The 12,432-nt window shown below is 71.5% G+C and carries 3 protein-coding genes; all 3 read left to right on the forward strand.

The features are described 5' to 3' along the window. The first annotated feature begins 190 nt into the window (after positions 1–190). From WME83_RS24990 to WME83_RS25000, 3 genes are read left to right on the forward strand one after another with little or no spacing between them, the layout of a single operon-like run. Positions 191–3,502 (forward strand): non-ribosomal peptide synthetase, encoded by a 3,312-nt coding sequence (locus WME83_RS24990; protein WP_437321790.1) that lies wholly within the window; start codon positions 191–193, stop codon positions 3,500–3,502. Between the two features lie 19 nt (positions 3,503–3,521). Further along, positions 3,522–7,796 (forward strand): amino acid adenylation domain-containing protein, encoded by a 4,275-nt coding sequence (locus tag WME83_RS24995; protein WP_437321791.1) that lies wholly within the window; start codon positions 3,522–3,524, stop codon positions 7,794–7,796. Positions 7,797–7,842: 46 nt separating this feature from the next. After that, a complete protein-coding gene (locus WME83_RS25000) occupies positions 7,843–12,429 on the forward strand; it encodes an SDR family NAD(P)-dependent oxidoreductase (RefSeq protein WP_437321792.1) in 4,587 nt (1,528 codons plus the stop codon). Positions 12,430–12,432: the final 3 nt, after the last annotated feature.

Here is a 12,432-nt window from a genome sequence, read left to right on the forward strand (position 1 = left end):
TCGCCACGGACCCTGGCAGCCACAGCTCTGGAGCGGTGAGCCAGGTGACGAGCAAGCTGAAGATCGCGCAAGGCGCTCGAGGGCTCGACGAAGGGCGCCCTGAAGGAGAAGCGGAGGCCCGTGGGCGAGGCCATCGCGCCGCCGCGAGGTGGTTCCTGGATCGTCCTGCCGACATCAGGTTGAATGCAACATGTCTGGTCCTCGCTGGTTCCCCTCGTCGCACGGTCAGGCCGCTCTCTGGTTCTTGTGGAAGCTGGCCCCGGAGAGCTGGGCTCATAACATCGTCCTCCCCGCGCGCGTGCTCGGTGACCTCGATCCCGCCGCGTTGCAGCGCGCATTGCAGGCGCTCTCGGAGCGCCATGGCTGCCTCCGGATCGCCTTTGATGATGACGGCGAGCTCCGACAGCGGGAGCTCGCCGATCATCCCGTTCTCCTGGACCGGATCGATGCCCGCGGCTGGTCGCAGGCCGAGCTGGATGCTGCAGTGCTGGCCTGCGCCCGACGGCCCTTCGATCTGGCCGCGAGCGCGGCCCTCACCACCACGCTCTTCGAGCGCAGCCGAGACGAGCACGTGCTCGTCTTCTCCATTCACCACATCGTGAGCGACCTCTGGTCCTTCATCATCATGATGGACGAGCTGCGCGAGCTTTACCGGGCCGAGGTGTCCGGCGGCCCTCGGCTCCGCGAGCCGTCGATCAGGTACGAGCGCTTCGTGGCCGAGGAGCGGCGATTGGTGGAAGGCGACGAGGGAACGCGGCAGCTAGGCTACTGGCGGGAGGTCCTGGCGGGCGAGCATCCGGCGCTGGATCTCCCGGCCGATCGGCCCCGGCCCCCGCTCCAGACCTTCCGCGGCGCCACGGTCAGGCGGGTCATTGACGCCGAATTGACCCGGCAGCTCAAGCTGCTGGCCGCGCACGCCGGGTGCACGCTGTTCATGGCGCTGGTGGCTGCCTACCAGGTGCTCTTGCACCGCTACACCGGGCAAGACGAGATCATCGTGGGGACGCCCACCTCGGGACGCCACCGCCCCGAGTTCAATGATCTCGTAGGCTACCTCGTCAACATGGTCGCGCTGCGAGGCGATCTGAGCGGGGCGCCCTCGTTCCGTCATCTCCTCCGCCAGACGCGCGAGCGCGTGCTGGGCGCGATCGCGCACCAGGACTACCCTTTCTCGGTCCTCGTCGACCAACTCCAGCTCCCGCGCGACCTCAGCCGCTCGCCGCTCTTTCAGACCTCATTCGTGTTGCGCCAGCGCTTCCACAGGTTCGAGGAGCTGGGCCGGTTCGTCCTTCCCGCGGGTGACGAGCTGCCGATCCCCTTCGGCCTGCTCGAGCTCGTGCCGCTGCCCGTGCCGCAGCAGGAGGGGCAGTTCGACCTGAGCCTCGAGATGAAGGAGGACGAGCGGGGCCGGCTCGTCGGAGCGTGGAAGTATGCGACCGATCTCTTCGACGCCGCGACGATCGAGCGAATGGCGGGCCACTTCGAGACGCTCCTGCGCGGGCTCGTCGCGGAGCCCGATCGATCGATCGCGGAGCTCGGCCTGCTCACCGAGGTCGAGCGGCGGGAGGAGATCGCCCGCGCTGCGGGGCCACGGGCGGCGATGCCCGAGGCCCAGTCGGTGGTCGAGCTCTTCGAGGCCCGCGCCCGCGAGCAGGGCGAGCGGATCGCGGTGCGCAGCGGAGATCGGGCGATTCGGTATGCGGAGCTGCTGCGCGATGTCCGGGCGGCCGCGTGCCACCTCGCGGAGCTCGGTGCCCAGCCCGACGACCTCGTCGCGGTGCTGCTGCCCCGCGACATCTCCTTCGTGACCTGGATGCTGGCCGCGAACCGAGCCGGCGCGGGCTTCCTCCCGCTCAACCCCCGGCACCCTATCCAGCGGATCAAGCAGGCGCTGACGGCCGCTCGTACGCCGGTGGTGGTCAGCTCGCGGGCGGCGGGTCTCGGGCTCTGGGACGAAGTCTGCGCGTTCGCCAGCGCCCGCGGGATCCGGGTCGTGGACACCGACAGCCCGCTCCCGGGCCACAGCAGGGAGCCGCCTGCGCTGCCGCGCGGCCGCGATGTAGCCTACGCGATGTTCACCTCGGGCTCGACCGGCGAGCCCAAGGGGGTGCTCGTCGAGCACACGGGAATGGTGAACCATGTCCTCGGCAAGCTCGAGGAGCTCGGCATGGGCCCGGACGATGTCCTCGCCCAGACCGGGCCCCAGACGTTCGACATCGTCGTGTGGCAATGCCTCGCCCCGCTGATCCAGGGCGGGACGGTGGCGGTGTTCAGCGACGCCCAGGCCGAGGATGCGGCCGAGCTTGTCCGCGAGGCGCAGCGCGTAGGCGTCACCGTGATGCAGCTCGTACCCTCGATGCTGCACGCGTTGCTCGAGGAGGTCACAGGCGCCGAGGACGGGCCGCCTCCGCTGCCAGCGCTGCGCTGGATGGTGTCGACCGGCGACGCTCTCCCGATCGAGCTCTGCCAGCGCTGGCTGGCGGCCTACCCCGACGTCCCGCTGCTCAACAGCTACGGCTCGACGGAGTGCTCCGACGACCAGTGTCACTACGAGATCCGCTGCGTTCGAGCTGTCGACAAAACCAAGGCGATCGCCCCGATCGGCAGCCCGATCCGGAACATGGCAGCTTACGTGCTGGACCGTCAGCTCACGCCGGTCCCGGCTGGCGTCATCGGGGAGCTCTATCTCGGCGGGATCGGGGTCGGGCGCGGCTATCTCCATGACCCGCGGCGGACCGCGGAGTCCTTCGTGCCCGATCGCCTCAGCGGTCCGCCGGGCGCTCGTCTCTATCGCACCCGGGACCTCGCGCGCCGGAGGGCCGACGGGAGCCTTGAGTTTCTCGGCCGCGCCGACGGCATGATCAAGATCCGCGGCTTTCGGATCGAGCCGGGCGAGATCGAGGCCACCCTCGTCCTGCACCCGGACGTCTCCGAGGCCGCGGTGGTCGCCCGTGAGCACCCTTCAGGCGAGCGGCTGCTCGTGGCCTACGTGGTCCCGAGGTCTGGCGAGGCGCCCGATGGCCACGCCCTTCGCGCGTTCCTCGGCTCGCAGCTGCCCCAGTACATGGTGCCGCACCTGATCTGTGCGATCCCGGCCCTGCCGCTGACAAGCAACGGCAAGGTAGACCAGCGAGCGCTGCCCGTGGCCGACCGGGAGAACGCGGGCGCGCGCGAGCACGTGCCCCCGCGCACCGACACCGAGACGACCCTCGCTGGGATCTGGGCCGAGGTGCTCGGGTTCGAGCGGATCGGGACGAGCGACGACTTCTTCGCGATCGGCGGCGACTCGATTCGGAGCATCCAGATCGTGGCTCGCTGCAAGCGGACCGGGATCGAGCTGCGGCCGGCCGACCTGTTCCTCCACCCGACCATCGCGGCCCTCGCCGCGTATGTCGACCGGCGGCGTGAGCCGAACCGGCCGCTCGCCGTCGCGCCGGAGCTCCACGTATCCGCAGCGCACCTGGCCCAGGCGCTCGCCCAGGTCGGGTTCGACGCCGATTGAGATGGATCAGGAGACCTCGATGACCGCTCGACCGGATGCCTATCCCCTCACCCCGATGCAGCAGGGCATACTGTTTCACAGCGTCTCTGGCGAGGCTGACGCGGTGTACGTCCATCAGCTCTGCCTCGCGATCCAGGGGTCGCTCGACGCGCGAGCGTTCACGGCCGCGTGGCAGACCTTGCAGGAGCGCCATGCGGTCCTGCGCACCGCCTTCGCGTGGCGCGGGCTCCCGGAGCCGCTCCAGGTGGTCGGCCAGCGAGCCCGGCTCCCGCTCGAGATCCTCGACTGGCGGGATCGTGCCGACGCGGCCGGGCTCGCGACGCTGTGCGCCGAGGAGCGCGCCCGCGGGTTCGAGCTCAACCGCGCGCCGCTGTTCCGGCTCGTGCTGGTCCGCCTGAACGACGACGAATATCGGCTGCTATGGACGTGGCACCACGTGATCCTCGACGCGTGGTCGGTGCCGATCCTGCTCAAGGAAATGCTCGCGAGCTACGGCGCGCATGCGAGGGGCCGGCCCCCCGAGCTCGCTCCGGTCCGTCCGTTCAAGGACTTCGTGGCCTGGCAGCGCGCCCAGCCCTCGGCGGAGGCGTGGTGGAAGGAGATGCTGCGCGGGTTCACCGAGCCCACGCCGCTGACGATCGAGCGCGTCGCGCGAGATCCCCGCCCCGAGCTCGGCTATGGTCTCGAATTCGTCTCCCTGTCGCCGGACGAGGTCGCCGCGCTCAAGGCGGCAGCGCGGCGTCGACGGGTGACGCTCAACACCCTCGCTCAGGGGGCGTGGGCGCTGCTGCTGTCGCGCTACAGCGGCCGTCGTGACGTGGTGTTCGGGACCGCCGTCGCGGGTCGCCCGCCTGAGCTGGACGGCATCGAGCAGATGGTGGGCATCACCCTCAACACCTTGCCCGCTCGCGTCCAGGTCGACCCCGATCGCGAGCTCGAGAGCTGGCTCGTGGAGCTTCAGCGTCGGCAGGTCGAGGGGCGCCTGCGGGAGCACGTCTCGCTGAGACAGGTCCAGTCGTGGAGCGAGGTCCCGGGCGGCACGCGGCTCTTCGACAGCTTGCTGGTGTTCGAGAACTTCCCGCTCGATCTGCAGAGCCTTCGAGCCAGCGACGAGCTGCGGCTCGGCGACTGCGAGTTCGTCGAGCGGGGCCATTTCCCCCTCGTCGTGATGCTCGAGATCCGCGATGCCGGCAAGCTCGGGGTCGGCTGGGACGAGCATCGCTTCGACCGCGGCACGATGCGTCGGCTGCTCGGCCACATGCGCCGGCTGCTCCCCCAGATGTGCGCCGCGGAGCCTCGTCGGCTCCGCGATCTGACGCTGGTCGGCGCCGAGGAGGCCGCCGAGCTGCTCGCGCTGAGCCGAGGCGAGCGCCCGCTCGCGGGGACGCCGCGGACCTTGCACGAGCTCGTTCAGGCCCGCAGCAGCGCGTCACCCGAGGCGCCGGCGATGGTGTTCGCGGGGCTGGAGGACGGCGCGATCGCGTCGATCTCGTACGGAGAGCTCGTCGCGCAGGCGAGCGCGATCGCCGGGCGGCTGGTCCGGGCGGGGGTGTGTCGAGGAGATCGCGTGGTGGTGAGCATGCGCGCCTCGATCCTGCGGCTCGCGACCGTGCTGGGCGTGCTCCAGGCGGGGGCCGCCTACGTTCCTGTGGAGCCGAGCTGTCCGCAGATCCGCTTGACGGAGATCATCGCGGACAGCGGGGCCACACACGTGCTCGTCGACGCCGACGACCCGAGGGAGCAGGTCAGCGGCGTTACGCGGGTCGGCCCAGGTTTCGCGCTGCCCGACGGCCCGCCGGTGGCTGTCGAGGTCGATGTCGATGACCTCGCCTACCTCATCTACACATCGGGCTCGACCGGCCGGCCCAAGGGCGTCGCGGTCGCGCACAGGTCGGCCGATCACCTCGTCCGGAGCCAGATCGAGGCGTTTCGGATCGACGCGAGGAGCCGCGTGCTCCAGTTCGCGTCGCTGAGCTGGGACGCCTCGGTGTCCGAGATCTTCACGGCGCTCGGCGCGGGCGCATGCCTGGTGTCGGCGCCTCGCCATCGGCTCGTGCCCTCGCGCGAGATGGTCGATTGGATCGAGCGGCTCGGGGTCACGCACGCGACGCTTCCGCCTTCGGTGCTCGCCCAGCTGCCGGTGGCTCCGCTGCGTGCCCTGCGAACGCTGGTCTCGGCGGGCGAGCCATGCTCGGTGGACCTCGTGAAGACCTGGGCGCCCGGGCGTCTCTTCCTGAACGCCTACGGACCCACAGAGACCACGGTCTGCGCGAGCCTGGGTCCTGCCGATCCGAGCTCGGATCGGCCTCCGTCCATCGGAAGGCCGCTGGGCGACGCGCGGGTGTACATCCTCGATGAGGAGCTCCGGCCCGTCCCGCGCGGGGTGGTTGGCGAGCTGTGCGTCGGTGGCCCTGGCGTCGCGCGGGGCTACTGGGGTCGACCGGAGCAGACCGCCGCCTCCTTCGTCGAGGACCCCTTCGCAGGCGTGGGCACGCGGATGTATCGAACCGGCGATCTCGGCCGCTTCCTCGCGGACGGGCAGATCGAGTTCGTGGGTCGTCGAGACCAGCAGCTCAAGCTCCGCGGCTTTCGGATCGAGCCGGGCGAGATCGAGGCGGTGCTCTGCGAGGATCCCTCGGTCAGGGCCGCGGCCGTCGATGCGCTCGGGGAGGAGTCGAGCGCGCGGCTGGTCGCCTGGGTCACCGCGAAGCGTGACTACCCGGGTCCGCAATGGTGGCCGTCGATCGCGGAGTACCTCGTCTACGACGAGCTCGCCTACCACGCGATGAGCAGCGACGAGCGACGCAACGAGAGCTACCGAAGGGCGCTCGCCGGGACCGTGCGCGACAGGGTCGTGCTCGAGGTCGGCCCGGGGCCGGAGGCCATCCTTTCTCGCCTCTGCGTCGAGGCCGGAGCCCGCAAGGTCTACGCGGTCGAGCTGCTGCGCGACACGTTCGAGAAGGCGTCCGCGCGTGTCCGCGCGCTCGGCCTCGCGGACAGGATCGAGGTGATCCACGCCGACGCCACGGCCGTCGAGCTGCCCGAGCCGGCGGAGGTCTGCGTGTCCGAGATCGTCGGCGCGATCGGCGGCTGCGAGGGCGCTGCCATGATCATGAACGGGGTCCGGCGGCTCCTGTCCGGAGGCGCGCGGATGGTCCCGGAGCGCAGCGTCACGCTCTTTGCCCCGGTCGAGCTGCCCGCCGCGCTCCTGGCCGAGCTCGCGTTCGACGCGCTGCCGGCTCGCTACGTCGAACGGATCTTCGCCGAGATCGGCTATCCCTTCGATCTCCGGCTCAGCGTGCGTGGGCTCGACTACTCGCACCTGCTCGCGGCTCCGCGGGTGTTCGAGGATCTCGACTTCCGCGCCCCCGTCAACCCCGAGCGCCACGGCGCCGCGGAGTTCGAGGTTCAGCGGGAGGGGACGCTCCACGGGTTCCTGGTCTGGCTCACCCTCGATTGCGGCGCGGGCCCGGTGCTCGACACCCTCAAGCACGAGCACTGCTGGCTGCCCGTGTTCTTCCCTGCGTTCCACCCCGGCGTGGCCGTGCGCGCGGGCGATCGAATCTCCGCGCGCTGCCGCGCGGAGCTGTGTGAAGACCGGCTCCACCCCGACTACGGAGTCGATGGGACTCTCTCTCTGCAGGGCGCTGAGCCCGTGCCGTTCCGACACGACGCGCCGCACCACGCGCCCATCTTCAAAGCCACTCGCTTCTACGCCGAGCTGTTCGCCCGCGACGCGGTGCCGCGGCGGGGCGCCCTGCCCCGTCGGGGCGTCGACCCGGACGCGGTGCTGCGGCGGCTCCGGACTCGGCTGCCCGCGCACATGATCCCGGCCGAGGTGCGGGTCGTGGACGAGCTCCCGCTGGCGGACAGCGGCAAGCTCGATCGCAAGGCGCTGCGGGGCCTGGAGTTTCGCCGTGCCCGGGCCGTCGCCGACGACACGCCGCGCAACGAGGCCGAGCTGCTCGTCGCGTCGATCTGGCGCGACCTGCTCGGGCTCGAGCGCGTCGGGTTGAGGACCAACTTCTTCGACGAGGGCGGTCACTCGCTGCAGCTGATCGAGGTCCAGGAGCGCCTGCGTCAGGCCGGCGTCGAGGTGCTCGTGACCGACCTCTTCGAGTTCCCGACGGTCGAGCTGCTCGCGGGCCACCTGTCCCGGACCAAGCCGACCGACGTGCGCGCGGAGGGCGCCGAGAAGGCCGCGGCGCGCCGCAACGCGCTGGCCGCCCGCCGCGAGGCGCTGGCATCGAGAAGGGCAGCGGGGCCGCGCGGGATCCCGCGGAGGCCGCGATGACACGCTCCGCGCGCAAGCCTGTACGCAGGCGAGGAGCCCGCGTCGCATGAGCCAGCCCGACAGCGCGATCGCGATCGTCGGCATGGCCTGCCGATTCCCGGGCGCGGACTCGCCCGAGCAGTTCTGGCGCAATCTCTGCGCTGGCGTCGAGTCGATCCGCTTTTTCACGGGCGAGGAGCTGCTCGCGGCGGGCGTCGCTCGCGACCAGCTCGGGGAGCCGGGGTTCGTCGCCGCCAAGGCGGTGCTCGACGGAGCGGATCGCTTCGACGCCGGCTTCTTCGGGTTCAGCCCGCGCGAGGCGGCGCTGATGGACCCTCAGCAGCGCGTGTTCCTCGAGTGCGCGTGGGCCGCGCTCGAGCACGCCGGCTACACGCCCGATACGGCCGAGCGCGTGGGCGTGTTCGCGGGGAGCATCCTCAGCATGTACCTGCTGATGAACCTGTGGCCGAACCGGGCTCTGGTAGCGGGCGCGGGGAACCTCCAGACCGCCATCGGCAATGACCCGACCTTCCTGGCCACCAGCGCATCCTACCGGCTCAACCTCCGCGGCCCCAGCCTGTCGATCGGGACCGCGTGCTCGACCTCGCTGGTCGCGGTTCAGGTCGCCTGCCAGAGCCTCCTGGCGTTCGAGTGCGACATGGCGCTCGCCGGGGGCGTCTCGGTCCACCTCCCCCTGATCAGCGGGTATCGCTTCGAGGAGGGCGGCATCCTCTCACCCGATGGCCACTGCCGCCCCTTCGACGCCGCCGCGGCGGGGACCGTGTCCGGCGACGGCGCGGGCATGGTGGTGCTCAAGCGGCTCAAGGACGCGCTCGCGGATCGCGACTTCATCCACGCGATCATCCGCGGATCGGCGATCAACAACGACGGGAGCGTGAAGGTCGGCTACACGGCGCCGAGCGTCGCCGGGCAGGCGATGGTCATCGCCGAGGCGCTGAGCATGGCCGAGGTCGACGCCGCGTCGATCGATCTGATCGAGGCCCACGGCGCAGGTACGCCCCTCGGGGATCCGATCGAGGTAGCCGCGTTGATCGAGGCGTTCGGCGGGGAGACACGCGGGAGATGCGCGCTCGGCTCGGTCAAGAGCAACGTCGGTCACCTCGACGCGGCCGCGGGCATCGCGGGGCTGATCAAGGCGGCGATGGCCGTGCGCCATCGGGCGATCCCGCCGACGTTGCACTTTCGCTCGCCCAACCCGAAGCTCGGGCTCGAGCGTAGCCCGTTCTATGTGAACACCCAGCTGGAGCCGTGTCGGCGCGACGGCGCGATGCGGGCGGGGGTGAGCTCGTTCGGGATCGGCGGGACCAACGTCCACATCGTGCTCGAGGAGCCGCCGCCCGCCGAGCGCGAGCCGAGCGAGCGGCCCTTCGATCTCCTGATGGTGTCGGCCCGAACGCCCGCGGCGCTCGACCAGGCGACCGAGCAGCTCGCGGACTTCCTGGCCGACGCAGACCGGGCCGACCTGCCCGACATCGCGGCGACGCTGCGCCGTGGCAGGCGCGCGTTCGAGTGCCGTCGCGTCGCCCTCTGCCGGCGAGACGGCAGCGACGCGGCCGCGGTCCTGCGCGACCCGAGCTCGCGGATGGACGCGAGATCGCGCCCCGAGCGGCCGGGCGTGGCATTCATGTTTCCCGGGCTCGGCGAGCACTATGAAGGTATGGGCTGGGAGCTTTACTGCACGGAGCCCGGCTTTCGCGCGAGCGTGGACGCCTGTGCCGAGCTGCTGAAAGGCCGACTCGAGCTCGACCTTCGGGACGCGCTCTACCCCGGGCGAGGTTGGCGGAATCCCGCGCTCGGCGAGGTGGCGGTGCCCGCGAGCGCGGGCCAACTCGACCTCAAGGCGATCATGGCGCGCGCCCGCGGGCAGACCCAGGCGAGCGTGGACGACCTTCCCGCGGTCGCGCAGCCGGCGATCTTCGTGATCGAGGTCGCGCTGGCGCGGCTGCTCGAGAGCTGGGGCATCCGCCCTGGCGTGATGGTCGGGTACAGCATCGGGGAGTTTGCTGCGGCCCATATCGCCGGCGTGCTCTCGCTGGCCGACGCGGTCGAGCTGGTCGCGGCGCGAGCGCGGCTGATCCAGGCCGAGGTCCCGAGGGGGGCCATGCTCGCGGTGCCCATGGCGGAGCCGGAGCTCTCGCCGCTCTTGGCCGAGGGGTTGTCGCTCGCCGCCGTGAACGGGGACGCGCTGTGCGTGGTGTCAGGCCCCGAAGGCCTGGTGACCGACCTGCGCGCGCGGCTGAGCGCGGCCCAGGTCAACACCCAGCCGCTGCGCAGCACCCACGCCTATCACTCGACCATGATGGAGGCCATCTCCGAGCCGCTGCGCGCGGTGCTGCGTCAGCTGACCCTGCGCCCACCGGAGATCCCCTACCTATCGTGCCTCACCGGTGCGCCGATCACCGACGAAGAGGCCACGGATCCTGACTACTGGGCGCGGCACCTGTGTCGGACCGTGCGGCTGCAGGCCGCGCTGGATCGCTTGCTCGAGGACGGCGATCGCGTGCTGATCGAGGTCGGCCCCGGACAGTCGCTGAGCGCGCATGCAATCCGCCAGCGGGCCGCGAGGTCGCGCGACAACCGGGTCGTGCCCACGATGCGGCGGTCGTTCGACAGCCAGCCCGAGCTGAGCGCGCTCTTGCGCGGGATCGGTGAGCTCTGGCTCAGCGGCGTCGAGGTGGATCCGGCCCGCTTCCTCGCGCGGAGAGGCGAGCGGCGCGTCCCGCTGCCGACCTACCCCTTCGAGCGCGAACGCTACTGGATTGACCCTCCGGACACAGCCGCGTCCGCCCCGGTGAGCGGTCGTCGACCCGACGTCGCCGACTGGTTTTACCTCCCCGCCTGGAAGCCATCGGCGCGACCGCGCCGGCTGGGCTGCTCCGGGAGCTGGCTGGTGCTGGGCGAGCCTTCAGAGCTCGTGGAACGGCTGGTAGCGGGCCTCCGCCGCGGCGGCGCGAGCGTCACCCTGGGCTCGCTCGAGGACGAGCTCCGTGGGCTGGTCAGGGGCGCGACCCCCCAGCACGTCGTCCACCTGGGCCTGTGCACGGGGCCGATGCCCGGGGAGCCGTCCGCCCAGCGCTTCGAGCGGCTCCAAGAGCGCGGCTACTTCGGCCTCGTGCGCCTGCTCCAGGCGATCACCGCCGAGGGCCTGGCGCTGCCCGAGCGCGTCTTCGTGGTCGCAGATCACCTCTTCGAGGTCGACGGTTACGACGAGCTCGTCCCCGAGAAGGCGACGATCCGCGGTCCAGCGCTGGTCGCGCCGCAGGAGTACCCTGGGCTCGTGTGTCGGGTGCTCGATCCGGGCGCCGGTGACGACGCGGCCAGGGCCGCATGGCTGCTGGACGAGCTCGCGAGCGAGGCGCGCGACGCGGCCGTGGCCTTCCGGCGCGGGCGGCGGTGGGTCGAGGCCTACGAGCCGGTGCGCCTCGACGCGATCGAGCCGCCGCGCGAGCCGCTGCGCGAGCGCGGCGTCTATCTGCTCACGGGCGGCCTCGGCGGCGTCGGGCTCGCGCTCGCGAGGAGGCTCGCGCGTCAGGTGCAGGCTCGCCTCGCCTTGCTCGGGCGCCGCAGCCTGCCCGCGCGCGAGGCGTGGGCGTCGTGGCTCGCCGGCCGCGGAGAGCACGACGCGACCTCGCGGCGTATCCGCGCGGTCTTCGAGCTCGAGGCGCTCGGGGCCGAGGTGCTGGTGCTCGAGGCCGACGTGTCGGACCCGCGCGCGATGGAGGGCGCGCTGCGGGCCGTCGACGCGCGCTTCGGCGGGCTGCACGGCGTCTTTCACTGCGCGGGCGACGTCGGCGCCGAGGCCTTTCGCGAGATCGCGCAGGCCGACGCCGCGCAGGCGCAGGTCCAGTTCAGGTCCAAGGTGTATGGCGTGCTGGTCCTCGATCGGCTCCTCGCTGGCCGTGCTCTGGACTTCTGCAACCTCGTCTCGTCGCTCTCGGCGGTCCTCGGCGGGCTCGGCTTCGCGGCCTACGCCGCCGCCAACCTGTTCATGAACGCGTACGCTGCGCGCAAGCAGCGGACGAGCGAGGTCCCGTGGACGAGCATCGACTGGGATAGCTGGCGGCTCGCCGACGTCCGCCCCGTCATCCACGGGCTCGGGGCGAGTGTGAGCCAGTTCGAGATGAGCCCCGCGGAGGGCGCCGAGGCTTGCATGCGCGTGCTGGCCCAGCGCGACCTCGCGCGGGTGGTGGTCTCCACGGGCGACTTGCAGGAGCGGCTCCAGCGGTGGGTGGGCAAGGCTCCCGAGGCTCGGCGCACCTCGACACAGGTCCACGCTCGCCCGGATATCGGCACGCCGCTCGTGGCGCCGTGCGGGCCGCTGGAGCGTGAGCTGACCGAGATCTGGCAAGAGCTGTTCGGCCTCGCCGAGGTCGGCGTCCACGACAACTTCTTCAGCCTCGGCGGCCACAGCCTCCTCGCGACCCAGCTCAACGCGCGGCTCTACGCGCGCCTTCACGTGGAGATGTCGCTCGCCGCGCTCCTCCAGGCGCCGACGATCGCGGAGCTCGCCACGGTGATCGCCCAGAGGCGCGCCGAGAGGGCCGAGCCCCAGCTCCTCGAGGAGCTGCTCGCCGAGGTCGACGGGCTCTCGCCTGATGATGTCGAGCGGCTGCTCGCCCAGGAGATCGCTTGAGCC

Origin of the sequence: Sorangium sp. So ce385 (assembly GCF_051474135.1) — a bacterium.
Taxonomy (GTDB): Bacteria; Myxococcota_A; Polyangia; order Polyangiales; family Polyangiaceae; genus Sorangium; species Sorangium cellulosum_D.

Bases quoted from the DNA above. Each gene is read 5' to 3' on its own strand.
- WME83_RS24990 (WP_437321790.1), top strand. From the start codon at position 191: ATGTCTGGTCCTCGCTGGTTCCCCTCGTCGCACGGTCAGGCCGCTCTC.
- WME83_RS24995 (WP_437321791.1), top strand. From the start codon at position 3,522: ATGACCGCTCGACCGGATGCCTATCCCCTCACCCCGATGCAGCAGGGC.
- WME83_RS25000 (WP_437321792.1), top strand. From the start codon at position 7,843: ATGAGCCAGCCCGACAGCGCGATCGCGATCGTCGGCATGGCCTGCCGA.